At 60.3% G+C, this 26,196-nt stretch carries 25 protein-coding genes; 13 read left to right on the forward strand and 12 right to left on the reverse strand.

Annotated elements, in window-relative coordinates; all coding sequences use genetic code 11:
* The first annotated feature begins 30 nt into the window (after positions 1–30).
* Entirely contained in the window at positions 31–1,380 is a 1,350-nt protein-coding gene (locus C8N42_RS16435; RefSeq protein WP_107817665.1) for a calcium-binding protein, read from the forward strand.
* 107 nt (positions 1,381–1,487) lie between these two features.
* Here C8N42_RS16435 and C8N42_RS16440 read toward each other — a convergent pair whose 3' ends face one another.
* Entirely contained in the window at positions 1,488–3,071 is a 1,584-nt protein-coding gene (locus C8N42_RS16440) for a helicase HerA-like domain-containing protein (protein ID WP_211309206.1), read from the reverse strand.
* Positions 3,072–3,664: 593 nt separating this feature from the next.
* Between C8N42_RS16440 and C8N42_RS16450 the strand changes: the two genes are divergently transcribed.
* The gene (locus C8N42_RS16450; protein ID WP_170109347.1) at positions 3,665–4,342 is read left to right on the forward strand and encodes an invasion associated locus B family protein; all 678 of its coding nucleotides are present in this window, start codon (positions 3,665–3,667) and stop codon (positions 4,340–4,342) included.
* 88 nt (positions 4,343–4,430) lie between these two features.
* On the opposite strand, the gene C8N42_RS16455 is transcribed toward C8N42_RS16450, so the two are convergent.
* The 4 genes from C8N42_RS16455 to C8N42_RS16470 all read right to left on the reverse strand — a co-directional run bounded on the left by C8N42_RS16455 (position 4,431) and on the right by C8N42_RS16470 (position 8,973).
* The gene (locus C8N42_RS16455; RefSeq protein WP_107817669.1) at positions 4,431–5,642 is read right to left on the reverse strand and encodes a beta-ketoacyl-[acyl-carrier-protein] synthase family protein; all 1,212 of its coding nucleotides are present in this window, start codon (positions 5,640–5,642) and stop codon (positions 4,431–4,433) included.
* Complete coding sequence (locus C8N42_RS16460) at positions 5,639–5,905, reverse strand: acyl carrier protein (RefSeq protein ID WP_107817670.1); 267 nt, start codon at positions 5,903–5,905, stop codon at positions 5,639–5,641. The genes C8N42_RS16455 and C8N42_RS16460 overlap by 4 nt, the downstream gene beginning before the upstream one ends.
* A 219-nt stretch (positions 5,906–6,124) precedes the next feature.
* The gene (gene lpxD, locus C8N42_RS16465) at positions 6,125–7,186 is read right to left on the reverse strand and encodes a UDP-3-O-(3-hydroxymyristoyl)glucosamine N-acyltransferase (protein ID WP_107817706.1); all 1,062 of its coding nucleotides are present in this window, start codon (positions 7,184–7,186) and stop codon (positions 6,125–6,127) included.
* Between the two features lie 122 nt (positions 7,187–7,308).
* The gene (locus C8N42_RS16470) at positions 7,309–8,973 is read right to left on the reverse strand and encodes a L,D-transpeptidase family protein (RefSeq protein ID WP_245890216.1); all 1,665 of its coding nucleotides are present in this window, start codon (positions 8,971–8,973) and stop codon (positions 7,309–7,311) included.
* Between the two features lie 655 nt (positions 8,974–9,628).
* On the opposite strand from C8N42_RS16470, the gene mepK reads away from it, so the two are divergent.
* Entirely contained in the window at positions 9,629–10,198 is a 570-nt protein-coding gene (gene mepK, locus C8N42_RS16480) for a peptidoglycan L,D-endopeptidase MepK (protein ID WP_170109348.1), read from the forward strand.
* Between the two features lie 491 nt (positions 10,199–10,689).
* On the opposite strand, the gene C8N42_RS16485 is transcribed toward mepK, so the two are convergent.
* From C8N42_RS16485 to C8N42_RS16495, 3 genes are all read right to left on the reverse strand, one after another.
* On the reverse strand, positions 10,690–11,361 hold the full coding sequence (locus tag C8N42_RS16485) for a cytochrome b/b6 domain-containing protein (RefSeq protein ID WP_107817674.1): 672 nt from the start codon (positions 11,359–11,361) through the stop codon (positions 10,690–10,692).
* Complete coding sequence (locus C8N42_RS16490; protein ID WP_107817675.1) at positions 11,361–13,019, reverse strand: tetrathionate reductase family octaheme c-type cytochrome; 1,659 nt, start codon at positions 13,017–13,019, stop codon at positions 11,361–11,363. The genes C8N42_RS16485 and C8N42_RS16490 overlap by 1 nt, the downstream gene beginning before the upstream one ends.
* Positions 13,020–13,228: 209 nt before the next feature.
* Positions 13,229–14,317: an LLM class flavin-dependent oxidoreductase gene (locus tag C8N42_RS16495; protein WP_107817676.1), complete on the reverse strand. Its 1,089-nt coding sequence runs from the start codon at positions 14,315–14,317 to the stop codon at positions 13,229–13,231.
* Between the two features lie 147 nt (positions 14,318–14,464).
* On the opposite strand from C8N42_RS16495, the gene C8N42_RS16500 reads away from it, so the two are divergent.
* Positions 14,465–14,998, forward strand: coding sequence for a winged helix DNA-binding protein (locus C8N42_RS16500; protein WP_107817677.1), 534 nt, complete (start codon positions 14,465–14,467; stop codon positions 14,996–14,998).
* Between the two features lie 6 nt (positions 14,999–15,004).
* Here the strand turns inward: C8N42_RS16500 and C8N42_RS16505 are convergent, their stop codons facing one another.
* On the reverse strand, positions 15,005–16,009 hold the full coding sequence (locus C8N42_RS16505; RefSeq protein ID WP_170109349.1) for an AraC family transcriptional regulator: 1,005 nt from the start codon (positions 16,007–16,009) through the stop codon (positions 15,005–15,007).
* Positions 16,010–16,145: 136 nt separating this feature from the next.
* Here C8N42_RS16505 and C8N42_RS16510 point away from each other — a divergent pair, with 136 nt between their 5' ends.
* From C8N42_RS16510 to C8N42_RS16520, 3 genes are read left to right on the forward strand one after another with little or no spacing between them, the layout of a single operon-like run.
* Positions 16,146–16,922, forward strand: a complete 777-nt coding sequence (locus C8N42_RS16510; RefSeq protein ID WP_107817679.1) for an SDR family oxidoreductase — start codon at positions 16,146–16,148, stop codon at positions 16,920–16,922.
* A 34-nt stretch (positions 16,923–16,956) separates the two neighbouring features.
* Positions 16,957–18,186, forward strand: a complete 1,230-nt coding sequence (locus C8N42_RS16515; RefSeq protein WP_107817680.1) for a styrene monooxygenase/indole monooxygenase family protein — start codon at positions 16,957–16,959, stop codon at positions 18,184–18,186.
* Position 18,187: 1 nt separating this feature from the next.
* Complete coding sequence (locus tag C8N42_RS16520; protein WP_107817681.1) at positions 18,188–18,673, forward strand: flavin reductase family protein; 486 nt, start codon at positions 18,188–18,190, stop codon at positions 18,671–18,673.
* A gap of 25 nt (positions 18,674–18,698) precedes the next feature.
* On the opposite strand, the gene C8N42_RS16525 is transcribed toward C8N42_RS16520, so the two are convergent.
* A complete protein-coding gene (locus tag C8N42_RS16525; RefSeq protein ID WP_107817682.1) occupies positions 18,699–19,118 on the reverse strand; it encodes an acyl-CoA thioesterase in 420 nt (139 codons plus the stop codon).
* Positions 19,119–19,372: 254 nt separating this feature from the next.
* Here C8N42_RS16525 and C8N42_RS16530 point away from each other — a divergent pair, with 254 nt between their 5' ends.
* From C8N42_RS16530 to C8N42_RS16555, 6 genes are all read left to right on the forward strand, one after another.
* Positions 19,373–21,658, forward strand: coding sequence for a bifunctional salicylyl-CoA 5-hydroxylase/oxidoreductase (locus C8N42_RS16530; RefSeq protein WP_107817683.1), 2,286 nt, complete (start codon positions 19,373–19,375; stop codon positions 21,656–21,658).
* Positions 21,655–22,398 (forward strand): SDR family NAD(P)-dependent oxidoreductase, encoded by a 744-nt coding sequence (locus C8N42_RS16535; RefSeq protein ID WP_107817684.1) that lies wholly within the window; start codon positions 21,655–21,657, stop codon positions 22,396–22,398. The genes C8N42_RS16530 and C8N42_RS16535 overlap by 4 nt, the downstream gene beginning before the upstream one ends.
* On the forward strand, positions 22,395–22,826 hold the full coding sequence (locus C8N42_RS16540; protein WP_107817685.1) for an acyl-CoA thioesterase: 432 nt from the start codon (positions 22,395–22,397) through the stop codon (positions 22,824–22,826). Before C8N42_RS16535 ends, C8N42_RS16540 begins: the two co-directional genes overlap by 4 nt.
* Complete coding sequence (locus tag C8N42_RS16545) at positions 22,823–23,236, forward strand: RidA family protein (protein WP_107817686.1); 414 nt, start codon at positions 22,823–22,825, stop codon at positions 23,234–23,236. The genes C8N42_RS16540 and C8N42_RS16545 overlap by 4 nt, the downstream gene beginning before the upstream one ends.
* Complete coding sequence (locus C8N42_RS16550) at positions 23,229–23,615, forward strand: acyl-CoA thioesterase (protein WP_107817687.1); 387 nt, start codon at positions 23,229–23,231, stop codon at positions 23,613–23,615. The genes C8N42_RS16545 and C8N42_RS16550 overlap by 8 nt, the downstream gene beginning before the upstream one ends.
* A 140-nt stretch (positions 23,616–23,755) precedes the next feature.
* Positions 23,756–24,214, forward strand: a complete 459-nt coding sequence (locus C8N42_RS16555; RefSeq protein WP_107817688.1) for a MarR family winged helix-turn-helix transcriptional regulator — start codon at positions 23,756–23,758, stop codon at positions 24,212–24,214.
* A 100-nt stretch (positions 24,215–24,314) separates the two neighbouring features.
* Here C8N42_RS16555 and C8N42_RS16560 read toward each other — a convergent pair whose 3' ends face one another.
* Both C8N42_RS16560 and C8N42_RS16565 read right to left on the reverse strand, forming a co-directional pair.
* Positions 24,315–25,622 (reverse strand): TRAP transporter large permease, encoded by a 1,308-nt coding sequence (locus tag C8N42_RS16560; protein WP_107817689.1) that lies wholly within the window; start codon positions 25,620–25,622, stop codon positions 24,315–24,317.
* A complete protein-coding gene (locus C8N42_RS16565; protein ID WP_170109350.1) occupies positions 25,622–26,149 on the reverse strand; it encodes a TRAP transporter small permease in 528 nt (175 codons plus the stop codon). The genes C8N42_RS16560 and C8N42_RS16565 overlap by 1 nt, the downstream gene beginning before the upstream one ends.
* Between the last annotated feature and the right edge of the window lie 47 nt (positions 26,150–26,196).

Raw genomic sequence — 26,196 nt, forward strand, 5'->3', positions numbered from 1 at the left:
ATATCTGGTTAATTTTCTGGGGGTGGCCCTATGCTTTCTGTCTTTGCACTTTTGGCAGGCTCTGCTGTGGCCTATGCTGCCACGTCTGTTTTCGAAACCGAGGACGACACTTCAGACACGGACATCCCCAACTCTGACGACACATCTCAGGATGATCTTTCCGACAGCGCGACCGAGTCCGATGATGAGACCACCATCTGGCGCTTCGGCACCGCGAACGCGGACGAGATCAACGGTGGCGATGAACCGAATGAAATCCGCGGCGGTGCCGGCGATGACGTGCTACGCGGTGGCAGAGGCGATGACAGCATCTTTGGCGGTAGCGGCGACGACATTCTGAACGGCCAGCAGGATGACGACACGCTCGGCGGCGGTTGGGGCAACGACACGCTCTATGCAGGTTGGGGCGACGACGACCTGCGCGGTGGCGTCGGCAATGACCGGCTTTATGGCGATTATGGCGACGACACACTCGAAGGCGGTGGTGGCGACGATTATCTCGATGGCAATTACGGCGACGATGTGCTTTCGGGCGGCAGCGGACACGATGTGCTTTATGGCGGCAATGGCAATGACGCCATGTCCGGTGGTGGCGGCGAAGACCGGCTTTATGGCGGTGAAGGCACCGATGTGATCGACGCCGGCTGGGGCGACGATCTGGTCAAAGGCGGCGACGGAGACGATGCGATCGACGCCAACGTGGGGAACGATGTGGTCTCCGGCGGGGCCGGTGACGATACGATCTTCGGCGGTGAAGGCGACGACAATCTGAGCGGCGACAGTGGAAATGATACGATCTACGGCGAAGACGGTGCGGACCGGATCTGGGCCCGGACCGGCGATGACGCGGTGGATGGCGGTGCGGGCGACGATCTTATTGTCGGCAGTGACGGGGCAGACACGCTTTCGGGCGGTGAGGGCAATGACATCCTGATCGGCGGTCAGGCTGGAAGCGTTCTTGCCGATGACGCCATGGATGTGCTCGACGGCGGTGCGGGCAACGATCTCCTGAACATGGGACAACAAGCGGTGGCCACGGGCGGCGAAGGCGCCGATACCTTCTACACCGGCACCTATTTCGACGAGACCGACGACCTGAGCACTTGGGATACCACGGTCACAGATTTCGAGCCGGGCACGGATACGCTTGAGGTCTCGCTGAGTGGCTGGGACGAGAGCTGGACTTATTCCGTCAGCCTGCACGAGGACGATGACGGCAGCTATTACACGCTCGATCTCGATCTGGACGGTCAGGTGATCTCTCCAGTGACGATTTACCTGGCAGAGGGAGCCGAGGCGCTCAGCACTACGGAGATGCTGAATATGATCACCCTCACCGGCAACATGGGCAGTGCGTCAGCGGCAGAGATGGCAGCCTGATCTCCCTGACCGAGGGCAGAGCCTCGCGGCTTCTGGCGATGGTGCCCCCGGTGACTGGTGTGACCTTCACCGAGACCGATCTCAGCCTCCTCCGCTAAGGCTTTGCCTCAGCGAGCTTTGAACAGCCCGCCGAGAATGCCGCGCACGATGCGTTTGCCGGTTGTGCCGGTCAATTCCTTCATCACCATCTTGGTCAAATCCTCACCGAAGGATTTCTCGGAGGATTTGCGCGTGGAAGTGCTGCGGCTGGACGTCGTTTTGCGCTCATAGCTTTTGCCATCATAGCGCCGCGCCTTGGAAAATTCGCGTTCCAGTTCTTCGCGGCCCTTCATCCCTTCCGCTTCCCTGACCTCTGCGGCCTCCGCCTCTTGCGCGGCCGTCTCGGCACGGGCCTTCAGCAACTCGAACGCGCTTTCGCGGTCCAGCACCGTCTCGTATTTTCCGGCGATGGGCGAAGTGTTCACAATCCCCGCACGCTCCCCCATAGTAATCGGTCCGAGTTGTGACGAGGGCGGACGGATCAGCGTGCGCTCGGCCATGCCCGGCACGCCCTTGGCCTCAAGAAACGAGGTCACCGCCTCCCCCGTCCCCACTTCCTTGATCGCGGTCTCAATGTCGAAACGCGGATTCATGCGGTAAGTCTCGGCAGCGAGTTTCAGTGCCTTCTGGTCCCGCGCGGTGAAGGCGCGCAGCGCGTGTTGGACCCGGTTGCCGAGCTGGCCGAGAATGTCCTCGGGCACGTCATCGGGGTTCTGCGTGACGAAATAGACGCCGACGCCTTTAGAACGGATCAGACGCGCCACCTGCTCCACCTTGTCAACGAGCGCTTTCGGCGCGTCGTCGAACAACAGATGCGCCTCATCGAAGAAGAACACGAGCTTCGGCTTGTCCGGATTGCCGACCTCCGGCAGGTCTTCGAACAGTTCGGACAGGAGCCACAGCAGGAAGGTGGCGTAAAGCTTTGGCGAGGCCATGAGCTTGTCGGAGGCGAGGATGGAAATGCGCCCGCGCCCATCGGTGTCGGTGCGCATGATGTCGGACAGCTCCAGCGCCGGTTCGCCGAACAACTTGTCACCGCCCTGATTTTCGAGGACCAAGAGCGCACGTTGAATCGCACCCACGGAAGCGGTCGACACATTGCCGTAACGCAACGACAGGCTGTCGGCATTCTCGCCCACCCAGACCAGAAGCGATTGCAGGTCTTTCAGGTCGAGCAGCGGCAAGCCCTGTTCGTCCGACACCCGAAACGCGATGTTGAGCACGCCCTCCTGTGCTTCGGTCAATTGCAAGAGCTGGCTCAGGAGCAGCGGCCCCATCTCCGACACCGTGGTGCGGATCGGGTGGCCCTGTTCGCCATAGAGGTCCCAGAAGGTGACCGGAAAGGCATTATAGCCGAAATCGGTGAAGCCGATGGTCTCGGCGCGCGATGCAAAAGCCGCATGCATTTTGCCCGCCGGGTCGCCCGATTTCGCAAGCCCCGAAAGATCGCCCTTCACATCGGAGAGGAACACCGGCACACCCGCCTTGGAAAAGCTCTCCGCGAGGATTTGCAGCGTCACCGTCTTGCCCGTGCCCGTCGCGCCCGCGATCAGCCCGTGGCGATTGCCGTATTTCAGCAAAAGATGTTGCGGCGTGCCATAGTCTTCACCGCCACCGCCAACGAAAATCCGGTCCATCCCTGTCTCACTCATCCTGCCGTTCCATTCGTTATCTCAGATCTCAGGACCCGAATTCCCGCAAATCATCAAGAAATTCAGCTCCGTATCCATGCACAATACAATCTTAACCAATTTCTGCCAGAATAAGTGTCATCCGAACCACTCCTCTTTGGTTCGGAATGACTTCCTCCCTGTCAGACTGGCCGCACCACATTCGGTGCGGCCTTTTTTCGACCTCTCCCTGCCTGAAGCCCACCTCGACCCGGGTAAGACTCTCGCCCTGAGCAACACCCTGCAAGTACCGCATTTTGTGGAATTTTACCGTAAATTTCAGAATGCAATTTTTCGTTGACGCGATCACAAACCTGTCATACCGTCCCTGCCAATAAGTCGGCCAAGTCCGATGGGGAGAACGTCAAGCCAATGTAACCTGCGCTTCAGAGACAGGTCACATATGGATCAGCAAAGGCCTCGGGAAACCGGGGCTTTTGTCTTTATCGGCGGTATCATGCTTTGGCAGCATTGCCTTGCGCCGCGGGCTCACGAAAATATTCATCCAGGCCCCCTGACAGCCTGTCATACGCATGATAGAGCAGAGGCAACATTCGATAACAACCAATGGACAGATGATGATTTCCGTCTCCCGTACACTGACCTCTTTCGCAGCCATCGCCGCTTGTGCGCTCAGCCTGACCCAACCGCTGGCCGCCCAGGATGCCGAGCTTTCCGCCGGCACGCCGATTGGCACCGAGGCCACAGCGACCCCCGCCGCCGACAACATCGGACGGCCTTACACGCTGGAAACCCATGGCGACTGGGAAATCCGCTGTATCAAAGCCCCCGAGGACCAGCCCGACCCCTGCTCGCTCTATCAACTGCTAAAAGACGAGAACGGTACCGAAGTCGCCGAGGTCGCGATCTTCCACGTCGGTCAGGGCGAGATTGAGGCCGCCGCCACCTTCACCACGCCGCTGGAAACCATGCTGACCGCCCAGCTCGCCTTTTTCGTCGATGGCGAAAACGGTCGCAAATACCCGTTCCAGTTCTGCAACAGGGTCGGTTGTTTCGTGCGCGCCGGCCTGACCAGCGCCGATGTCGATCTTCTGAAAAAGGGCAATGAGGGTCTGGTCGGGATCGTTCCGATGGGGCGGACCGACAACCCCGTTACGCTCAAACTGTCGCTGTCGGGCTTCACCGCAGGCTACACCAAAGTGACCGAGTTGAACGAGGCCGCCAAGACAGGCGAAGGCCCCTCCGCCCCGGACGAGATTCAGAACGAAGCACCGGAAGCACCGGCGGAATAAATCCACCTTTCCAGAATAAGAAACGCCGCGCCGGATGACCCCGCGCGGCGTTTTTCTTTTGTTGGATCGCCTGAGTTTCAGGTGTGATTTACGGCGCCTTGCGCAGCGCCAGAACCGCATTTAGCCCACCGAAGGCGAAGGCATTCGACAGCACCACATCGACCTGCGCATCCCGCGCCTCGTTGGGCACCACGTCGAGGGCGCATTCCGGGTCCGGTTCCTCGTAATTGATCGTCGGCGCGATGATCCCGTCGCGCAATGCCATGATACAGGCCAGAAGCTCCACCGCACCGGTGCCGCCGATCAGGTGGCCGTGCATGGATTTCGTCGAAGAAATCATGATGTTGTCGGCATGCGCGCCCAAAGCGTCGGCCACCGCCGCGCATTCGGTCTTGTCATTGGCTGCCGTGCCGGTGCCATGGGCGTTGATATAGCCGATCTCGGAGGCGTTGATCCGCGCGTCCTGTATCGCGCCGGAAATCGCCCGCGCCGCGCCCTGTTTCGAAGGCATGACGATGTCGGAGGCGTCCGAGGTCATGGCGAACCCGATGACTTCGGCCAGAATCTCCGCGCCGCGCTTTTTCGCGTGCTCGTATTCCTCAAAGACAAAGACCGCCGCGCCCTCGCCCTGCACCATACCGTTGCGGGTGAGCGAGAACGGACGACAGGCGTCCTTCGACATGACCCGAAGCCCTTCCCAAGCTTTCACCCCGCCAAAGCACAGCATGGACTCGGAGCCGCCCGTCACCATGGCCGTTGCAACCCCGTGGCGCACCATGTTGAAGGCCTGTCCCATGGCGTGGTTCGAGGACGCACAGGCTGTCGCCACGGTGAAACACGGCCCCTTGAGGTTGTATTCCATCGAGACGTGGCTGGTGGCCGCGTTGTTCATGAGTTTCGGCACGACAAAGGGATGAACCCGGTTCTTCCCCTCTTCATAGACCATGCGGTAATTGTCATCCTGCGTCGTCAGCCCGCCGCCGGAGGTGCCGAGCACCACACCCGAACGCAAGGCCAGATCACCGACGAATTCAAGGCCCGACCGACCGATGGCCTGTTGTGCGGCCACCAGAGTGAACTGGGTGAAGCGGTCGTAGAGCGCCATTTGCTGCCGATTGAACCGGCCTTCGGCGTCCCAGTCGTGAATCTGCCCACCGATCCTGATTGCCAGACGGTCCACGTCGCGAAATTGCAATTCGGAAATGCCGTTCTTGCCCTCGGCCATGGCCTTGAGCGTCGAAGGCACATCGAGACCAAGCGAATTGACCGTGCCCGCCCCGGTTATGACGACGCGCTTCATGCTTTCTGATCGGCGATCAGCGCTTCGACCGCGCTGACGATGGCGGCGACCGAGGAAATGTCGAAATCCGACTGTTCCGGCTCGTTGGCGTTGAACGGCACGGAAATGTCAAAGGTTTCCTCAATGGCGAAAATGCTTTCGACCAGACCGAGGCTGTCGATCCCGAGGTCTTCAAGAGACTGATCGAGGGAGACGTCCGCCGGGTCCAGAACCGCCTGTTCCGCGATGATCTCGATGATCTTCTCTTTCACATCCTGCGACATTTGCGCCCCTCCGATCCGAAACTTGAGCCTGATGTAAAGCGTTTTGCAGCAAACGTGAAGCATTCAATTGCCGCGAAACGCGTGTGACATCAGGTCACCACACAACGCAGACCACCGAGCTGCGCCCCTCGATTTTCGAGAAAGGCTTTAGAATGAATTGCCAACGTATGAAACAGGTTTTTGCCCTGAGCCGCCATCAAATGACGCAGCGGCAGCCCCTCACCCCTTCTCCCGCAGTTTCGACAGCACCCGTGGCAGACGCCGCAACGCCTTGTACATCTCGACATGGGTCTGCATCGCCACCGCCGGGTAGCCCATCATCGCCTTGCCCTTCGGCACGTTCGACAGAACCCCGGTGCCCGCGCCGATGATCGCGCCTGTACCGATGGTGAGATTGTCTGCGGCCCCGGCCTGACCGCCCATGACGCAATAGTCGCCGATCACGGTGGAACCGGCGATGCCGACCTGACCGCAGAGGAGACAGTGATTGCCGACGACGACGTTGTGGCCGATGTGGACCTGGTTGTCGAGCTTGGTGCCATGGCCGATCCGGGTCGCACGGATGGTGCCTTGATCAATCGTGACATTGGCCCCCAGTTCCACGTCATCGCCGATCACGACCGAGCCGATGGAGGCGATCCGCATCCACGCCTGCCCAGCCGCCTCGACCGTCTCGCCAAGGCTCTCACGGGCTTCTTCGACCGCTGATTTCTCCTGCGTCACGAAAGAGAACCCGTCCGCGCCGATCACGCCGCCGGGCTGCGCGATCAGACGGTCGCCGATGGTCGCACGCGCACCGATTTTCACACCCGGATGGATCAACGCATCGTCACCGATGGTGACGCCCGCACCGATGGAGACATGCTGCGCGATCCGCGCGTTGCGCCCGATCTTCGCCCCCTTACCGATCACCACCAAAGGCCCGATGGCGGCATTCTCGCCGATCTGAGCCGTCTCATGAATGACCGCCGTCGGATGAATCCCCGGCTCAAGCCCGAGCCCATGGTCGAACGCCGCCGTCACCCCGGCCATGGCAAGCCGCGCGCGTTTCACCAAAATGGCCGCCCTGAGCCCCAGCGCCTGCCAGTCCGCACCCTCCCAAAGCACGGCAGCCTGTGCCTGCCCCTTCGCGATATTACCGGCAAAACGCGGGTCCATCGCCAGCGCGAGATCGTCCGGCCCCGCGTCCTGCGGCTCACGCGCGGCTTGAACGATCAGGCTCCCGTCACCCTCGAAAGGCGCGTTGAGGGATGCTGCAAGGTCCGCGATCGTGATGGGCATGGTCAAGTCTCCGTCAGTCTTGCCGAAGACATAAGCGCTTTGCAGGGCTTTGAAAAGCAAAGGGGGACGCAAAGTCCCCCTGATGTTTCCAACTGTTACGGCGCCGTGAACACCGGTGGAAGTTATCCGCCCACCGAGCGCAACTGCACACCCTTAGCTCTCAACGCAGCCCAGATTTTCGCGTCCCGACCGTAGATGTCGCGGCGGTATTCGACGCCGCCTTTCGGCAGGGTCACTGCCGTGCGATAGACAAGGTGGACAGGCACATGCTCTTCCAACTCGACGACGCTCTCCACCCCGGTCGACAATTTCGCCTTGAAGAAACCTTCCGGATCGGAGGTCTGCTTCGCCAGCAGCGCATAGGCGAAATCGAAGGGCTGTTGCAGACGGATACAACCATGGGAGAAGGCGCGCACTTCACGCCCGAAGAGGCTCTTGGAGGGCGTATCGTGCAGATAGATGTTGTACTTGTTCGGGAACATGAACTTGACGAGCCCGAGCGCGTTGCCGTCCGAGGGCGGCTGTTTCAGCGCGAAGGGGAAGGTCTTGGTCGTGTATTGGGTGAAATCCACATTCGCCCGATTCACCACCCGGCCCCTGCTGTCGATCAGGCGCAGATGGCCCGCGGCATTGGGGTTACGCTGCATCATCGGCAGGTATTCCTTGACCGCAATTGAACGCGGCACGTTCCAGGTCGGGTTGATGACCAGATGCTCCATCTCGTCGGAGAACTCGGGACTGCGGCGGTCGCCGGTGTTTTGTCCCACGACGGAACGGGTCTCGAAGGTCACGCGCCCGTTGTCGACGATCTTGGCCGTGAAATCGGTCAGGTTGACCCAAATGTGGCGCTTGCCCAGAGGCATGTTGATCCAGCGCTCACGCTCCAGCGCCACGAGGATCGAGGCCAGACGCTCTTCCGGGCTCACGTTAATCTCGGCCAAAGTGCCCTGCCCGGCCACCCCGTCGGCAGTCAAACCATGCTGCATCTGGAAAAGCTGCACCGCCTTGGTCATCGCCGCGTCATAGGAGGTCGCCGCCGAGCGCGGCAGGTAGCCCATGGCCATCAAACGGTTGCGCAGCGCGATCACGCCATTGCCCGATTGGCCCGGTTCGTATTTCGATCCCGGCACAGTCGGCCCCCAGCCCCCCGCACCCAAAACCCGCTCCATATTCGCCTTCTCTTTCAAAAGACGCGCGTATTCCGGCGAGCCGGGTTCAAGCTTGCGCAGATAAGCCTGCGGATTGGATTTGGCGAAGTTGGTCAGAAGTTGCACACCATCGCGATACGGCACCTGACGCACCAGTCCGGGGTCGATGCGCGAAGGGATCAGCTGGCCTGTCTGGATGTCACGAGCATAATCGAGAAAGAGTTGCGCCATGGCCACTTCGGCGCGCCCCAGATCGCGGTCGGATTTGATCGCCCGGAGATTGGCTTCCAGAAGCGCGGTGTCGTAGGGGGCGAGCCCCTTTTCCGGCGCAGCCTGAACCGCGCGCAGCAAGGCCTCACGCCGTGCCTTGGCCCGCGCGCTGGTGTCCGTAAAAATCGGTTTGTAGCCAGTGGCTCGGTAAAACTCGGAGAGGTCTTTCGAGGAGGACGCAGCCTCGGCAATGGATTGCATCAGCGCGCTGACCTGTTGCGCCTGCGCCGGCATCGGAGCCATCGGCAGGGCCGCAAAGGTCACACTCGCCCCCAGCAGAGCAGCGCTCAGGGTCTGACGGGTAAGGGCCGGAAGCCGGAACAGCGGGGAAAACAGCATGGCGATCCTCGAACGAAATTCAGCAGTCATCCAGCGAGCTTACAGGAGATCGCAAACCGGCGTCAGGGGGAAGAATGCGCCCGCAGACCACATGTGCCAAAAGCACAACACATCCTTCGAAAGGGAATATTTGTGAACATTTCCCCTTAAACCCTCGCAACCCATCAGCGTGCGCAGCGTCTCGAAGCCTGTCTCAAGACCCGTGAAAACGCGCGCCTCAAACTGTCTTCGCCCAAAAGATGGGACATTCCATCCCTTCGGGATGAGAAAAACCGCGTGTTTTTCCGGCAACAGACAAGCGGTTAGCCACATTTTGCGCAAAAAACTGCCGATCGCCCGCATTCACGGCAGGTGCGACCAAACCGATGCTTGGCCGGAGAATCGCAATGTGTCATAACGCTGTCAGAACGGTGAACGGGCCGTTACTTGATGATGTTTCCGATGGGCGTGGCGGGTCACGGCACTCTCTGACAAGGCAGGCTTGACGTGAAATCGTCGACAAGCTGGCGGCGGAACAGAAACGGGAGGCAAAAGAGGATCGGCGCGATCCGAAATGCCGACATGGCTCTGACGAAATCATCGTCAAGACTGCCGTAACAATCGGCAAAAAGTGTCGGGGCAATCGGCACAAGGACATCGAGACCGCATGAGGCGGGAAACAGGTAAGCGACGGGACGCTTTGAGAATGACCAATAACACATCGGGTGTGATTTCACGCCGCGGACTTCTTCGCGGCTTTGCAGCAACAGCCATCAGCGCAACTCCGGTTTATGCCAACGCGGCAGGGTTTCTTCGCGGGGCCGGCGACGTCCGCCGCATCAACATGTATTCGGGGCGCACGGGTGAGAGCATCGACACGATCTACTGGGTCGAAGGCGAATACATCCCCGAGGCTCTCAAGGAAATCACCTATTTCATGCGCGACTGGCGCAACTCGAAACTCAAGGCGATCGACGCGCGCACCGTGGACATCATGACTGCCGCGCACCGCCTGATGGAAACCGACGAGCCCTACATGCTGCTGTCCGGTTACCGCTCCCCCGAGACCAACGCCATGCTGCGGGCCCGTTCGCGTGGTGTTGCCAAGAATTCCCTGCACATGAAGGGCCAGGCCGCCGATCTGCGCCTCAAATCCCGCAGCATCACCCAGATGGCCTCCGCCGCGAAAGCCTGCTCCGCCGGGGGCGTGGGCACATACCGTGGCTCCAACTTCGTTCACATGGATTGCGGCGTGGTCCGTACCTGGAACGGTTAAGAGACAGGCTGATCCCGAACAGCTTGAAAGCCGCCCCGAGGGCGGCTTTTTTATTGGCGTCAATCTGCATGGTGTGTTGCTCCCCGTGTGTTGCTCCCCTTTACGCCTGATCCTCTTCTTACTATCGCGGCCTGGCAAAATTCCTTTGGAAGAGTGCTTGAGATGATGAAAATTTTCCTCTCCCTTCCATTGCTCCTGTTGAGCGCCTGTGTCGAGCCGATGGCCTAAAGCGCCCCCCCTTTAACCTGAGGCATCAGATAAAGGCGGGGCGCGCGCAACGCTCATATCTTGCACTGCGTTCCGCCAAAAGCTGTATCTCAGGTTTTTGGCGGAACGCTTTGCCCCGGGCAACTGGACAAACAGGCCGCCGCTGCCGCTCCCCTAAATGCAGACGCCGCCTAAGAAGCACCACCACGCCGGTTCGAAAAACCAACACCCTGTCATTGAAACGGCGCCTATCCGGCGCCGTTTTCTCATCCTGTCGTTACGACTTACTCCGCAGGGGTCACAGGTTTCAGCCGCCCCGGCTCGTTGGTCTCCAGATAGGCCTCCTGCTCCGGCGTCAATTCGATGCAGTCATAGCCGGTTACCATCGGTTTGACATGCTCACGGAAACCGTGGCCGGTGGTCAGCAGGTAAACATGTACGATCACGAAGGCGAAGATCACGTAGGCCGCCAGAAGGTGAATGTTGCGCACCACCTCAAGCACGAAGGTGCTGTCCGAACCGCTGTCCCAGAAATTATAGGTCAGGTAGATGATCCCCGAGACCCAGATCGCCGGGAAGACGAACCATTTCAGCCCGAAGTAAGTGGCCGCCTGCAACGGGTTGTGTTTGCGCAGCATCTGTTTCTGATAGGGCGGCTCCTCGCCCTTGAAGATGCCATAGGCATAGTAGCGCGCGGTGGCGAGCATGCCTTCGACCTTCGGCAGAAACTGCCGCCAGGTGCCGGTGGTGAAGAGCCAGAAGGTCGCGAAAATCCACACGACCAGAAGGGTGAGCGCTGCAATCGTATGCAGCATCACCGCCGGTCCGAAAGGAATGAGCGCATGCACGCCACTGACCCGAAGCCCGGTGAACATCAACACGAAGATCAGCAGGACCTGGGTCCAGTGCCAAAGCCGCTCGAACCGGGGGTAAACCTTGACGAAACGTTTGGACATCAGTGGGTCCCTCCTTTACCGCGCGAGATGAGCCGCAGCAGACCGTGACCGATGACACCGAGCGCCGAAAGCAGCACGAGAAGCTGACCCAGACGCCCGACGATGGAATTCGGATTGGTGCCCGGCATCACGACGCCTGCCAATCCGACGAGGCGTCCGTCTTCCGCGTGGCATTCGACGCAATCCATGGCCTCGGCGGCGGGCGCGACCATATGGGTGATCGGCCAGTACATATAAGTGTCGATGAAACCGTATTCGCCGGAATAATCCGAGCCCGCAGCTCTCATCCCCGCCTCGATCGCCTTGCCCCAATCGTAATTGGTCCAGAAGGCGGTGTCGGTGGTCGGCCCCCAGACATGGGAATAAGCAAGCTTGTTATAGCCCGCATCATAGGACTGCCGCCCCACCATGCGTTTGAACGGCCAGATCCGGCTGTCCGCACCATCGGGCGTGCCCAGAAGCTTATTGATCTCGACGACCTGCGAGGGATCAATCTCTTCTTCCGGCAGTGTGTATTCCACCGCACCGTTGAACCAGGCGTAATAGGGGGTGACATTCTCGCCCCATTCGAAATCGCCCTTGATCGTCAGATAGGTGTGCAACTCCTGACCGTCGCTTTGGGTGAAATTATGCTCGGCAATCGGCTGACCAGCCTCATTGAGCCGACCCGCCGTCGACCAGTCCCATTTGGTTTTCGTCGCGATCCCGCCCCGGGCGAATTCCGGGATGTGACAGGTCTGACAGGCCACCTTGTCGGTGTGATCGTTGAGCTTGATGCCCATGAGATTCACCGGGTGCGGCTCGGTGCCGTGACAGCTTTCGCAGGTTGCGGAGAAGCGATGCTCGCCCGGTTCACCCGTGCCGATCGTATCCTTGGCGTCCAGAAGATAGCGCGAGCCAGCCCAGCTGTGGCTTTCTTCCGTATGGCAATCGGAACAGACCATATTGGCGCCGTCTTTCGACATATGCACATCGGTGTGGATATCCGGGTCATACAGCGCCGAAGACAGATCGCCGTGCTTCACGTTGTCGCCGCCACCACCGTAGAAATGGCACTGGCCGCAATTCTCGCGCGTCGGCATCCCCACGCTCTGCGCCGCTTTCATCAGGTCGACCGCCCAGGCGTCCGCGCCTGTGATCGTCTTACCCGACACCGGCTGGCCCGGAATATCGCCGAGAGGTGGATGCCCTGCCCCGGTCGCGAGTTTGGTGTATTGACCGGACTGGTCGTGGCACACCAGACAGTCCACCGCATTCGACTGCTGCGGCGGTTCCGAATGCATGTCGTCCCAGCCATAACCCGCGTGGCATGAGGTACAGCGCGGCTCGTTGCCGACCACATTGCCGCAGAACGCATTGATCACCTTCGACTTGCCGAGCGTCTGACCCGTCGCCGGGTTGTCGAATTCCCATTGGAAGTGGATCGAGTGCATGACCTGATCGTCAGCCTCGGTGTGGCACGACAAACAGGCCGCCGTGACCTCAGGGCCGGATTTGAACTCCTGTTGCAGGATCTTGAATTTCGAGTGATCCGCCGTAGACCCCTCTCCGGGCACCGGCGGGATCACCTCCTGCGCGAAAGCGACGCTGGCGCTCAGACCCAATGTGAGGCTGAAAGCGAGGCTGGCGAACGCGGTGATGGTGCGTTTGGCGTGCATGTGCTCCTCCCATTCACACGAGTCACCCCGTGCGTGGTATAAATTCACCCCAGTGAATACGAGTGCATGCGCAGCCTCCTTGATCTATCGCAAATACATCTTTAAAAATCGCTTGATCGCGACATTTTTCGTTCAAATGCCCGGAAACATCGTACGTAAACCCCGTCCGCAAGGGCGGGCGGGGTGATCTTTCACCGGAACGGATCGGTTCAGCGAATACCCGCCTCCTTGAGACGCGGCAGAACCTCATCGCGGAAATAGGGGAATTCCTCGACGTAATCGACGAAGGACAGCGTCGTGCCGGCAAAACCCGTGTCATGCAGTTTGATCAACCCCTCGGCCACCTGATCTGGCGTACCGATCAGCGGGAAGCCTCCGTGACCGAGCGCCATGACATTGCGGATCTGCGCCAGAAGATCGTGCGGGAAGCTCTGGGCGTGAGCGAATTGCAGGTTCACCAGATTGTCCACCGCCTCCCAGTCGATCTGGCTCATGATATAGTCGTGATATTCCTTCGCCTCGGCCTCCGTCGGGCGACAGATCACATGGCTGAAGGTCAGAACACCCACGTCGCGCCCCTTGCCTGCTGCCTTTTCACGCAGTTCCTTAATCTCCTCGACCGACCGGCTGAGATCAATCGCAGGCGTAAAGAGATAATTGGCGTTCTGTGTCGCGAACTCGCGCCCGAGGCCCGACCCCGCAGCGTTCAGAATCGGCACTTCGCCATTCACCGGCCAAGGGTTGCCCTTCACACCTTTAAGATTGAAATACTTTCCATCCCAGTCGAAATGCTCCTTCGCGGCCCAGAGCTTCTGGATGATGTCGAACCATTCCTGCGCATAACCATAACGGGTCTCGTGATCTTCCGGCAGATCGAGCCCCAGCGCCTCGTATTCCGGCTTGTTCCAGCCCGCGACCACATTGAGGCCCGCGCGGCCTTGTCCGATCTGGTCCATGGTCGCGATCTGCTTGGCCACGACAACCGGGTGATTGGCCGTGGTATGGATGGTGGCAAAGACCGAAATATCCTTGGTATTGGCCAGCAAAGCCGTAGCCCAGGTGATGGTTTCGAGCACACCGCCGTGGAAATCCGTCTCGCCGCCATAGCCGATCCAGCGCGCAATCGGCAGCATGAAATCAATACCTGCCTCGTCGAGCATCTTGCCGAGTTTGAGGTTGTTTTCCCAACTGTTGACCCAGCGCTCCGGCGCCTTGCTGACGGTCATTCCCGAGGAACAGTTGGATGAGAAGGTTCCGAGTTTGAATCCCTCTTTCTGAAGCATCTTGTTGGGTGCCATGCGTGTCTCTCCTGTTGGTTGTCGCATTTGATTCGAATTTTGCTTTGATTTTTTATTTGAAACTTGAAGCTTCAAACCCCCTTGTGTCAAGCGCCCTGAGACAAGAGACTGTGTGAGCGATGAAAATGATGAAAAAGGGATCAGCAGGTGAGCGATAAACAGGCAGAACCACGCGGACTGGATTTTAAGTGGCATTTGTCCTCGGATGCGATGGAGATCGCCACGACGGAAATGGAATTCGCCCTGATGCGCGCCTTCGAGAGCTTCGGCCGCTGGCAGGCCGAATGTCTCGTCGCCGCCTCGGGTCTGACGTTGAGCGGGCCGGAGAATGCGCTCCTGCATATCATCCGAATGAACGACCGCCCGAAATCCATCAAGGAACTTGCCCGGCTCAGCAACCGGGACGACATTCCGAACATCCAGTATTCGCTCAGAAAAATGGTCGCGGAAGAGCTGATCACCAAACGGGGCACAAGCCGCACCGGCGTGACCTATGAGGCAACCGACAAGGGTAAATCCGCCACCGATATCTATGCCGACATTCGTCGCCGGTTGCTTGTGAAGGAATTGCGCGAAATGCCGGATTTTGCCCAGAGGCTCGAAGAAGTCTCGCGCACGCTCAACATCCTCTCCGGGATTTACGAAGAGGTCTCGCGGGTGGTCGCAACCCACCGCCGCTGAGTGGGCTCAGAGCCGCCCCGCCCCGCGCAGCGTTTCGCTCGGCGTGCAGCCGAATTTACGGCGGTAATGTTCGGAAAACCGTCCGAGGTGAAAGAACCCGAGCTGCATCGCCACATCGGTGACGCTGGTGCCCGGCCCCGGATGGCTCAGATCCTGCCAGGCACGCTCCAGCCGCAGATCGCGCAGCACCGTCATCGGCGACCGCCCGCGTCCGGCCCGAAATGCCGCCTGCAACGCGCGCTCGCTGACACCCACCTCGCGCGCCAGACCTTCCAGCGTGATCGTCTCTGTCAGATGCGCTTTCATGTAGTCTTCGGCCAGACGCACGGCACGCGGCAAAGGTCCGCCCGCCTCCTGAACATGGTCCGAGCGATTGTGGCGTTGCGTCTGCAACAGACCGACCATCAACATGGTCTCAAGCTGTTGCCCCATCAGCCCGCCCTTGCCCAAAAGCCCCTCACCGCTCACCGCGTAGTTCAGAAGGCCGAGGAAGGCCTTGCCCTCACCCGCGCGCATGTCATTGGCACCGAAGAAACGCAGCGTTTGTCCTTCCGGCAGGCCGAAATGACTGCGCGCCATGCCTTGCAAGGCCTCCCGCCGCACCTGGATCATCAGTTGCGCACAGCCTTCACCCCAGATCATGCAGGTGTCCTCATCCGGGTTCACCACCCCACTGCGTCCGCCGCCGATCTCATGCCGGTTCGCCCCGTTGGAGATCGACGCATGACCGGTCAGCGGATATTGAAACAGGTAGAACTCCCGAAGCGCGCCGGGCGTGATCATGGTCTTGGCCGTGTAGGTCATAACATTGACCGAAAGATCGCGTCCAGAGAGCCGGTTGTGCCGGGCGGCGAACCGACCGCGCCCCATGGGATCGAGCCGGTGATCGCAATAGACCTCCGCCACACGCACCCGCGCCTCGTCCACATCGGTTGAGACAAAGAGCGGCGAACCGGCCAGCGGCAAGGCCCCGGCTCTTCCTCCGCTCAATTCCACCCCCTCAAGGGTCATCGGCACCTCCGCATTACTTGAAGGATGAAGTAAATTTTTGCGCATTCCGGATAGTCCGGACGCAATCAGGATAGCGCCAGGCACCACCACACGGGCAAGTCTTTTTTACAAATTCATAACAAACAGGGAGACGCAGATGCGCGGATTGAAGGACAAAGTCGCGATTGTGCCCGGCGGTGCCACAAAAATTGGCGCTGCGGTGGTCAGGGCCTTTCGCGAGCAAGGTGTAAAGGTTGTTGTCGCGGACATCGACGCGGAGGGTGGCAAAGCGCTCGAAGGTGACGGGGTCACTTTTGTTGCGGCGAATATCCGTTCCGATGACGATATTGCGAAAATCGTCGCCACCGCGACGGAGACCTATGGCCGGATCGACTTTCTGGTGAATGTCGCCGCCACCTATCTCGACAACGGTGCGGAGAGCACACGGACGGAATGGCTCGAAGCTTTGGATGTGAACATTGTCGGCTCGGTCATGCTGATGCAGGCCGCGCGCGTGGAACTTGCGAAGAACAAGGGGGCAATCGTCAACTTCGGCTCGATCTCTGCCCGTGTGGCGCAGACCGGGCGCTGGCTCTACCCGGTATCGAAAGCGGCGATCCTGCAACTGACCCGCAATCAGGCGATGGATCTCGCCCCCGACGGCATCCGCGTCAACGCGGTCTCGCCCGGCTGGACCTGGTCGAACATCATGGACAGCCTCACAGGCGGCGACCGCGAAAAGACCGACGCGGTCGGCGCGGATTACCATCTGTTCCCGCGCGTGGGCGACCCGGAAGAGGTGGCACAGGCGATCATGTTCCTGTGCTCGGACGAGGCCTCCTTCATCACCGGCACCGACATCCGCGTCGACGGCGGCTACACGGCGATGGGCCCTGAAGGCAAACTTCCGGCGATCCCGCGCCTCATGGAATAACCACAAGAAAACAAAGACAACAGGAGAGATATACATGAAACGCATCACAATCGTGGGCGGCGGCCAGTCCGGCCTGCAACTCGCCATCGGCCTTTTGCAAAAGGGCTATGACGTCAAGATCATTCAGGACCGCACCGGCGATCAGATCGCTGCGGGCCGGGTCCTCTCGTCGCAATGCCAGTTCGACGCGGCGCTCGATCACGAGCGCGCGCTCGGCATCAATTTCTGGGAAGAAGCCTGCCCTCCGGTCGAGGGTATCTCTTTCACCGTGCCGAACCCGGAGGGGCCCGGCAAGGCGGTGGAGTGGGCCGCGAAGCTCGACGCCAAGGGGCAGTCGATCGACCAGCGGGTGAAAATGCCGCGCTGGCTCGAAGAATTCACCCGCCTCGGCGGCGATCTTGTGATTGCCTCCGCTGACATTGCCATGCTGGAGCAGGAATCCAAGACGTCCGATCTGGTGATCGTGGCCTCCGGCAAAGGCGAGATCGGCAAACTTTTCGAGCGCGATGCGGAACGCTCGCCGTTCGACGCACCGCAACGCGCCCTCGCGCTCACCTATGTGCATGGCATGACCCCGCGCGAGAATTTCTCGGCGGTGAACTTCAACCTGATCCCCGGCGTCGGTGAATATTTCGTCTTCCCGGCGCTGACCAAATCCGGCCCCTGCGAAATCATGGTGTTCGAGGGCGTGCCGGGCGGCCCGATGGATTGCTGGAAGGACGCGACCACACCCACGGGGCATCTGGAAACCTCGCTCAACATCCTGAAAACCTTCGTGCCGTGGGAATACGACCGCTGCAAGACCATCGAGCTGACCGATGACAACGGCATTCTTGCCGGTCGCTTCCCGCCGACTGTGCGCAAACCCGTCGCCACCCTGCCCTCCGGCACCAAGGTGCTGGGTTTGGGCGATGCGGTCTGTCTTAACGATCCGATCACCGGCCAGGGCGCCAACAACGCGGCCAAGGCGGCGGCGGTCTATTTCGACGCCATTCTCGCGCAGGGCGACAAACCGTTCGACGAGGCGTGGATGGTCGCCACCTTCGAGCGGTTCTGGGACTACGCGCAATGGGTCGTGCGCTGGACCAACATGATGCTCCTGCCGCCACCGCCTTTCGTGCTCAACATCATGGGCTCGGCGCAGGTGCTGCCGGGGCTCGCGCATCGCATCGCCAACGGCTTTGACGACCCACGCGATTTCTTCCCGTGGTTCGCCGATCCGGTGGCGGCCGAAGACTATCTCACAAGCCTTCAGGCCGCCTGATATGGTAGATGTTGCGACGTTCCGTCAGGCTATGGGCCTCTTCCCCGGCGCGGTGACGCTGATCACCACCGGGGAGGGCGATCTGCGGCGCGGGATCACGGCAACGGCGGTGTGTTCGGTGACCGACAGCCCGCCTTCGATCCTCGTCTGTGTCAATCGCAAGACCGGCACTTGTCAGGAAATCCAGCGTTCGGGTCGGTTTTCCGTGCAACTGCTGGGCGCGGATCAATCCGATCTGGCGCTGTGTTTCGCGGGGGCGACCGGAGCGACGGGACTGGAAAAATTCGCGGCTCCGGACTGGACCACCTGCCCCGCCGGCCTGCCCCGCCTCAAGGCCGCGCTGGCGAGCCTGTCCTGTCGGGTCACCTCGCAAAGCGAAAACGGCAGCCACATGGTCTTTATCGGCACGATCGAGGATGTCGCGCTGGGGGACGGCGAGGCGCTGGTCTATGCCCGCTCCAAATTCAGACGCCTCGAAGCCGTCTAAAGAAAAGGCCCCGCGGGGGCCTTTTTTATTGCGTCAGTTCCGGGTGCAGGTAGCGGGACAGCCCTTCGCGGCAGTCATCGGGCCAGGGGTGCGATTTGTGATCCTTGGTCGAGGTCATCACGATCAACTGCTCGATGGTCCAGAGCACATCGCCATTCGCCGTCACCACCGTATAAAGATCGAGCGAGCTTTTCCCGATCTTGCGCACATGCACGTTGAATTCGAGTACGTCTCCATAGACCGCCGGCTTCTTGAATTCGATGTTCATTTTGACCGAAGGCAGCCCCAGATGACGCTCGAACATCAGCTCTTTCCAGGTCACACCGAAAGAGGCGAACATCGCCTCGTTCACATCGACCAACATCGACAGATAGGCCGGATGGTAGGCAATCCCGGTCAGGTCGCAATCGCCGAAGCGCATGGGTTTTTGAATGGTGAAGGGCATGGTTCGTCCTTTTTCCTGCGCTCGGACAGCCGGAGAGAACCCGAGTCGTCCGAGGATTTTATTTTATCTTTAAACAATCATACGAAGACATATGCGGTCAAGAACCAGAAAGACACTGCCCTTCATGCTGTTAAATTACATTGATTATTTATATTTTCATCTGATCGGATTTTTTGCTCCTCAATTTATTTTAGTCTTGAAATAGTTTTGGTTTGAGATAATCTGAACGAAACCAAACAGGGAAGGTATGCGCCATGAAGATCGCCATCCTCGGCGGCGGCCCCTCCGGCCTCTATTTCGCCATTTCGATGAAACTGCGCGACGCGTCTCACGACATCACAGTCTATGAACGCAACCGCTTTGACGACACCTTCGGCTGGGGTGTCGTGCTCTCCGACGAAACCATGTCGAATTTCGAAGATAACGATCCGGTCTCGGAGAAAATGATCCGCGATCACTTCGCCTATTGGGACGACGTCAAGGTCGTGCGCGGCGATGAAAGCATGACCTCCGGCGGACATGGCTTCTGTGGCATCGGGCGCAAACAGATGCTTTTGCTCCTGCAAGAGCGTGCCCGCGAGCTGGGCGTCCATCTCGCCTTTGAATCCGACATCACGCCGGAACGGATCGAAGATCTGAAAGCGGCGAACGACCTTCTGGTCGCCGCAGACGGGCTCAATTCGAAAACCCGCAGCCTCTATGAGGACAAGTTCCGCCCCGAAATCGACATGCGCAAGAACCACTTCGTCTGGCTCGGCACGCATCAGAAATTCGATGACGCCTTCACCTTCATTTTTGAGCAAACCGAACACGGCTGGATCTGGGCGCATGCCTATCAGTTCGACGATGACACGGCGACCTTCATCGTGGAATGCGGGCCGGAGGTGTTCAAGGCTTTCGGCTTCGACAAGCTGAACCAGCAGGACAGCATCGCGCTTTGCGAGCGTATTTTCGCGAAGCATCTCGGCGGCCATGCCCTCATGACCAACGCCAACCACATCCGTGGCTCCGCCTGGATCCAGTTCCCGCGCGTGACCTGTGAGAGCTGGTATTTCGACAATGTCGTGCTTCTGGGCGACGCCTCGGCAACGGCGCATTTCTCCATCGGATCGGGCTCGAAACTCGGCATGGAAAGCGCGATCATGCTGGCGGATGAACTGAACTCCGGCAAGCCGGTGCAACAGGCGCTGCAAAGCTATCAGAACGAGCGGAAATTGCAGGTGATCCGCGTCACCTCCGCCGCCCGCAATTCGACCGCGTGGTTCGAGGAGGTGGAACGTTATCTCTCCCTTGACCTGATGCAGTTCAATTACGCACTTCTGACCCGTTCGCAGCGGATCAGCCATGAAAACCTGCGTCTGCGCGATCCTGAGTGGCTGGGTTCCGCCGAAGCGTGGTTCCAGAAACAGGCCGGAAGCAACTCCACGCGCCGCCCGATGTTCGCCCCCTTCAAACTGCGCGACATGGAGTTGGTGAACCGCGTCGTGGTCTCCCCCATGGCGCAATACAAGGCCAGGGACGGGATGCCGAACGACTGGCACCTGATCCATTACGCCGAACGCGCCAAGGGCGGTGCGGGTCTGGTCTTTACCGAGATGCTTTGCGTCTCGATGGAAGGCCGGATCACCCCCGGTTGTCCGTGCATTGGCGAAGATCAGGTCCCCGCATGGGCGCGTCTGGTGGATTTCGTCCACGCCGAAACCCCCGCCAAGCTCTGTGCCCAGATCGGTCACGCGGGCCGCAAGGGCTCGACGCGTCTCGCATGGGACCGCATCGACAAGCCGCTGCCCGAGGGTGAAAACTGGCCGCTGCTCTCCGCCTCCGCCATCCCGCTGATGGAGGGCAATGTGGTGCCCAAGGCGATGGACCGCGCCGACATGGATATGGTGAAAGCGCAGTTTGTCGAGGCCGTAAAAGCCGCCGCCAAGGCAGGCTTCGACATGATCGAAATGCACGCGGCCCATGGTTACCTGCTCGCCTCCTTCATCTCGCCCGTGACCAACAAGCGCGAGGACGAGTATGGCGGAAGTCTCGAAAACCGCATGCGCTACCCGCTCGAAGTGTTCGACGCAATGCGCGCCGCATGGCCTTCTGAAAAGCCGATGACCGTGCGCATTTCCGCCCATGACTGGATGGGCGATGCGGGCATCACGCCCGAGGAGGCGGTCGAGATCGCCGCGATGTTCAAAGCCGCCGGCGCCGATGCGATCAACACCTCTTCGGGACAAACCGACAAGGCGGAACAGCCGGTCTATGGCCGCATGTTCCAGGTGCCCTTTGCCGACCGCATCCGGCAGGACGTTCATGTGCCGACTCTGGTCGCGGGCAATATCTACGAACCCGATCACGTCAACTCGATCCTGATGGCCGGGCGTGCGGACCTTGTCCTTCTGGCCCGCCCGCACCTCGCCGATCCCTACTGGACGCTGCACGCGGCGGTCGAACTGGGGGACGAGGAACAGGCCTGGCCTGCGCCTTATGAAGGCGGCCGTCGTCAGGCCAACACACTTGCCGAACGCACAAGGGCCATGACGACATGAGTTTGGACGGCAAAAAAGCCTTCGTGACGGGCGGCGGTTCCGGGGTCGGAGCCGTCATCGCCACCATGCTTGCCGAGGCCGGGGCCGAGGTTACGATCTGTGGCCGTCGCCCTGCCCCGCTCGACGTCGTGGCCGCCACGCATCCGAACATTATGCCGGTGGTGGCCGATATCACGGATGAGGCGGCGATCTCCAAAGCAATTGCGGCCTGCGCACCCGATATCGTCGTGGCCAATGCGGGCGCGTCCGAAAGCGCGCCCTTCGCGAAAACTGAACTGGCGTCTTTCGAGCGCATGATGTCCGTGAACCTCACCGGCACCTTCCTGACCCTGCGCGGAGCCACCCGCGCGATGCAGGGCAAACCATGGGGGCGTCTCATCGCCATTGCCTCCACCGCCGGGATCAAGGGTTATCCTTATGTCGCGCCCTATGCTGCGGCCAAACACGGCGTCGTGGGCATGGTGAAATCCGTGGCCCTTGAGCTTGTGCGCAAGGGCATCACCGTCAACGCGATCTGCCCCGGCTTTCTCGACACCGAAATGACCGAGCGCTCGATTGCCAATATCGTGGAGAAAACTGGGCGTAGCTACGACGAGGCCCGCGCCTCTCTGGAAGCCACCAATCCGATGCACCGCCTCGTACCGCCCGAAGATGTGGCCCGCGCCGTGCTCTGGCTCTGTGGCGAGGGCTCCGATATGGTCACCGGACAATGTATTTCAGTTTCCGGAGGTGAAACATGAGCGAGGTCTTCACGCTCTCCCGTCAGGTGGAATTCAACCATTGCGACCCGGCGGGCATCGTCTTTTATCCACGTTATTTCGAAATGATCTCTGCCGTGCAGGAGCGTTTCTTCGCCGATGCCCTCGGGGCAAGCTGGGCCGATATGACCCCCGCAGGCTTCGGCACCCCGATGGGCGAGATCAACGTGCGGTTTGCCGCACCCTCACGGCTGGGCGACCGGCTCGATTTCACACTTGAAATCGCACGCCTTGGCGGGGCTTCCGCCGAACTGGCCATCACCTGTCACAGCGCCGGAGAGCTGCGTTTCACCTGCCGGGCTACCATCGTGCATGTCTCGCTCGCCGAGACCAAATCCGCGCGCTGGCCCGAGGCGCTGCGCGGGAAAATGACCGCCTACCTTCAAGACCAACGAAAGAAAACTGCATGACCGCACTCACCCCCCATATGTTCCTCCAGCCCGACGGCTGGGTTCCGGCCAAAGGCTATGCCAATGGCGTTCTGGCCGAGGGCCGCATGGTGTTCACCGGCGGTCTGGTCGGCTGGAATGCCGAACAGAAATGGGACCATGAGGACATGGTGGGCCAGTTCCGCCAGACACTCGAAAATATCGTCGCCGTGCTGGCCGAAGCGGGAGCACGCCCCGAGCATCTCGTGCGCCTGACCTGGTATATCACCGACAAGCAGGAATATCTTGCGAACCTGCGCGGCTTCGGCGCCGCTTATCGCGAGGTGATCGGGCGGCATTTCCCGGCCATGGCCGTGGTTCAGGTCGTCGCCCTGATGGAAGACGAGGCCAAGGTCGAGATCGAAGCCACCGCCGTGATCCCCCATGACTGAGATGGTCCGCCCTGACGGCACGCCCGTTCTGATCCTGGTCGCCCCCTACGATCAGGTCACGCCACGCGGGATGATTTTCGGCGGCTGGATCATGGCACAGATCGACCATGCGGCGGGCCTTGCCGGGCGCAAAATCGCCGCCGGAGACGTGATGATCGTTTCCATCAAGGAACTGACATTTCTCGGCCCGCTCGCCCCCGGCGAAGAGTTCGTCATACATGCGGAGCTGACCCGACGCGGCAACAGCTCCTTTACATTGTCTCTATCTGGCACAGCAGAACCCGCGACCGAAGCCCGCCCCGTGATGCAGGCCGAAGTCGTCCTCGTGGCGGTCGACACGGCGGGCAAGCCGCGAAAACTGCCTGATCCCGCAGCATAATCACTGTTTGAGACCCAAACCGAACCGATACCCCGCCCCACAGGCGGGGTGTTTTTCATGCTGCACATGCAGCTTTCGCTTTACCCTCAGCTTTAAAAGTCGATATATGAAATAAATCGTATGTTCGAGTGGAGGCTGAAATGGCGACAGAGCAAAAAGAAATCGACGAGGGCCTCGCCCGCCAGCGTCTGCGGCTCTGGCTTCAGATGCTCAAGGCCGTGCGCTATGTCGAGGCCAACCTGCGCGAAAAGCTGCGCGAAGGCTATGACACCACCCTGCCCCGTTTCGATGTTCTGGCCGCATTGCACGCCAAGCCCGAAGGGATGAAAATGAGCGAGCTGTCGCAGCATCTCGTGGTCTCCAATGGCAATGTCACCGGCGTCGTCGACCGTCTGGTGGGCGAAGGTCTGGCCGAGCGTCAGACCATGGAAACCGACCGCCGGGCCTTTCTTGTACGGATCACCGACAAGGGGCGTGAACTGATGGACGAGATGACCGCCGCGCATCGCGGCTGGATCGACGAGATGTTCGAAAACGTCTCCGAATCCGATGCCGCGCGGGGCATTTCGATCATGCTCGACATCCGTCACAAGGACTGACTCCGTCCCATCACCGCCTGACCTTCTCTCTTGTCTGGAACTGTCCCGCAACTCCGGGTGGCACGCAGAGAAAGCATAGGCACTGGGCCTGACTGAGGCGTCAGAGCCGTCCCGTGAGCAGCAAGGAGATTGCCGGGAAGGCCAGCAAGATGCCGAGGCGGATCATATCCGTGATCACGAAAGGGATCACGCCGATCATGATTTTCGACAGGGACGTGCCGCGCGAAGCGCTTTTGACCATGAAGAGGTTCATGCCCACGGGGGGCGTGATCAGACCCAGTTCCACCGTGACCACGGCAATCACCCCGAACCAGATCGGATCGAACCCGTTGGCGAGGATCACCGGGAAGAAAACCGGCACGGTCAGAAGGATCATCGCGAGGCTTTCCATGAAACAGCCAAGGATCACGTAGAACAACAGGATCCAAAAGAGCACCTGCCACGGGCCGAAGCCGCTGGCGTTCAGGAAATCGACCAGAGCATTGGAGAGCTGTGAGGTGGAGAGCACGAAGCCGAAGACCTCCGCCCCGATCAGGATCAGGAAGATCGCGCCGCTGGTGACGATGGTCTCGGTGAAGGCGGCGACCACCCCGGAACGCGGCACCCTGCGCCAGAGCGCGAAGATCAGAGCAAGCCCTGCGCCCACACCCCCGGCCTCGGTCGGGGTGAAGAAATTGCCATAAATCCCGCCCATGACGAGGCCGAAGAGCACCAGCGAGGGCGCGAAGAGACGCAAGATTTCGAACCGGCCTTTCGGGGGGATTTTTTCGTCCACAATCCGGGACATGCCCTCTTCGGGCGGCCAGACCTTCGCCATGATCAGGATCGTCACAAGGTAGAGGAGAAAGGCGAGAATCCCCGGAAGGATACCCGCGAGGAACATCGTGCCCACCGATTGTTCGGTGATCAGCGCATAGAGCATAAGTGCGATGGAGGGCGGGATCAGGATGCCCAAAGTGCCGCCTGCCGCAAGCGATCCGGTGGCAAGACGGGTGTCATAGCCGTGCGATTTCATCTCCGGATAAGCCACGCGGGTCATGGTGGAGGCGGTCGCGAGCGACGATCCCGAAACGGTGGCGAACATGGCGCTGGCCGTCAGCCCCGCCGCCGCCAGCCCGCCGGACCAGCCTCGGGTCAAGATAAGCGCGCCCCGGAACAGATCGGCGGCCACACCCGAGCGGGAAACCAGATTGCCCATCAACAGAAACAGCGGGATCAGCGTGAAGGAATAGCTCGTCACCGTCTCGAAAGTGGCCGTCTTGAGCACGCTCAAAGCAGGGGCCACACCGATGATGGCCGAAAACCCGGCAAAGCCCACAGCGATCATCGCAAGCCCGATGGGCGCTCCGAAAATCACAAGGATGAACGTCACCGCAATTGAAACCGATCCGATCACCAGAGGCGTCATCAAGACAGCTCCGCGTGGTGGCCGTCGGTGGTGAACGCTTCACGCAGAGCGATCACCGCGAGGGCGAGGCATTCGAGCGTATAGAGCCCGTAGATCAGGAACATCGGAATACGCAGGTCCTGCGTCTCTTCCCCGCGCGCAAACGTGGCCTGCGTCTCATGCCAGAACAACCACACGAGCACGAGGGCGAAGGCCAGAATGCCGACAAACCAGAGCCGCGCAACAAGCGCCTTGAGAGGCGGCGGGAACCGCCCGACCAGCATATCGACCGCGATCATACCCCCGCTCAGCGAGACAGCCAGCGCAGCCAGAGCCACCACGCCCAAAAGGTAGGAGACCTGTTCAATCGCACCGGGGATCATGACATTCACCCCCGCATCCGTGGCATCGAAAACGATCCGGGCCAGAACGTTGAAGCCCACGACGAAGACCATGTAGAGCAGACAGAGCGCCGCAATGCCGAGACAGGCGGTCTCCATCCATCCGGCGATGCGCCGAACCACGGAAATCAACGTGGAAAGAAGCATGTGCGGTCCTGTGGCTTGTGTCATCTCGCAATTGGACGGGCCACCCG

Source organism: Celeribacter persicus (assembly GCF_003050785.1).
Classification (GTDB): Bacteria; Pseudomonadota; Alphaproteobacteria; order Rhodobacterales; family Rhodobacteraceae; genus Celeribacter; species Celeribacter persicus.

What these genes read in the sequence shown, in the direction of transcription:
- C8N42_RS16555 (WP_107817688.1), top strand. Translation starts at nt 23,756, where the DNA reads ATGGCGACAGAGCAAAAAGAAATCGACGAGGGCCTCGCCCGCCAGCGT.
- C8N42_RS16560 (WP_107817689.1), bottom strand. Translation starts at nt 25,622, where the DNA reads ATGACGCCTCTGGTGATCGGATCGGTTTCAATTGCGGTGACGTTCATC.
- C8N42_RS16550 (WP_107817687.1), top strand. Translation starts at nt 23,229, where the DNA reads ATGACTGAGATGGTCCGCCCTGACGGCACGCCCGTTCTGATCCTGGTC.
- C8N42_RS16515 (WP_107817680.1), top strand. Translation starts at nt 16,957, where the DNA reads ATGAAACGCATCACAATCGTGGGCGGCGGCCAGTCCGGCCTGCAACTC.
- C8N42_RS16540 (WP_107817685.1), top strand. Translation starts at nt 22,395, where the DNA reads ATGAGCGAGGTCTTCACGCTCTCCCGTCAGGTGGAATTCAACCATTGC.
- C8N42_RS16460 (WP_107817670.1), bottom strand. Translation starts at nt 5,905, where the DNA reads ATGTCGCAGGATGTGAAAGAGAAGATCATCGAGATCATCGCGGAACAG.
- C8N42_RS16485 (WP_107817674.1), bottom strand. Translation starts at nt 11,361, where the DNA reads ATGTCCAAACGTTTCGTCAAGGTTTACCCCCGGTTCGAGCGGCTTTGG.
- mepK (WP_170109348.1), top strand. Translation starts at nt 9,629, where the DNA reads ATGACCAATAACACATCGGGTGTGATTTCACGCCGCGGACTTCTTCGC.
- C8N42_RS16490 (WP_107817675.1), bottom strand. Translation starts at nt 13,019, where the DNA reads ATGCACGCCAAACGCACCATCACCGCGTTCGCCAGCCTCGCTTTCAGC.
- C8N42_RS16435 (WP_107817665.1), top strand. Translation starts at nt 31, where the DNA reads ATGCTTTCTGTCTTTGCACTTTTGGCAGGCTCTGCTGTGGCCTATGCT.
- C8N42_RS16495 (WP_107817676.1), bottom strand. Translation starts at nt 14,317, where the DNA reads ATGGCACCCAACAAGATGCTTCAGAAAGAGGGATTCAAACTCGGAACC.
- C8N42_RS16565 (WP_170109350.1), bottom strand. Translation starts at nt 26,149, where the DNA reads ATGCTTCTTTCCACGTTGATTTCCGTGGTTCGGCGCATCGCCGGATGG.
- C8N42_RS16450 (WP_170109347.1), top strand. Translation starts at nt 3,665, where the DNA reads ATGATGATTTCCGTCTCCCGTACACTGACCTCTTTCGCAGCCATCGCC.
- C8N42_RS16470 (WP_245890216.1), bottom strand. Translation starts at nt 8,973, where the DNA reads ATGACTGCTGAATTTCGTTCGAGGATCGCCATGCTGTTTTCCCCGCTG.
- C8N42_RS16505 (WP_170109349.1), bottom strand. Translation starts at nt 16,009, where the DNA reads ATGACCCTTGAGGGGGTGGAATTGAGCGGAGGAAGAGCCGGGGCCTTG.
- C8N42_RS16530 (WP_107817683.1), top strand. Translation starts at nt 19,373, where the DNA reads ATGAAGATCGCCATCCTCGGCGGCGGCCCCTCCGGCCTCTATTTCGCC.
- C8N42_RS16510 (WP_107817679.1), top strand. Translation starts at nt 16,146, where the DNA reads ATGCGCGGATTGAAGGACAAAGTCGCGATTGTGCCCGGCGGTGCCACA.
- C8N42_RS16440 (WP_211309206.1), bottom strand. Translation starts at nt 3,071, where the DNA reads ATGAGTGAGACAGGGATGGACCGGATTTTCGTTGGCGGTGGCGGTGAA.
- C8N42_RS16535 (WP_107817684.1), top strand. Translation starts at nt 21,655, where the DNA reads ATGAGTTTGGACGGCAAAAAAGCCTTCGTGACGGGCGGCGGTTCCGGG.
- C8N42_RS16520 (WP_107817681.1), top strand. Translation starts at nt 18,188, where the DNA reads ATGGTAGATGTTGCGACGTTCCGTCAGGCTATGGGCCTCTTCCCCGGC.
- lpxD (WP_107817706.1), bottom strand. Translation starts at nt 7,186, where the DNA reads ATGCCCATCACGATCGCGGACCTTGCAGCATCCCTCAACGCGCCTTTC.
- C8N42_RS16455 (WP_107817669.1), bottom strand. Translation starts at nt 5,642, where the DNA reads ATGAAGCGCGTCGTCATAACCGGGGCGGGCACGGTCAATTCGCTTGGT.
- C8N42_RS16545 (WP_107817686.1), top strand. Translation starts at nt 22,823, where the DNA reads ATGACCGCACTCACCCCCCATATGTTCCTCCAGCCCGACGGCTGGGTT.
- C8N42_RS16525 (WP_107817682.1), bottom strand. Translation starts at nt 19,118, where the DNA reads ATGCCCTTCACCATTCAAAAACCCATGCGCTTCGGCGATTGCGACCTG.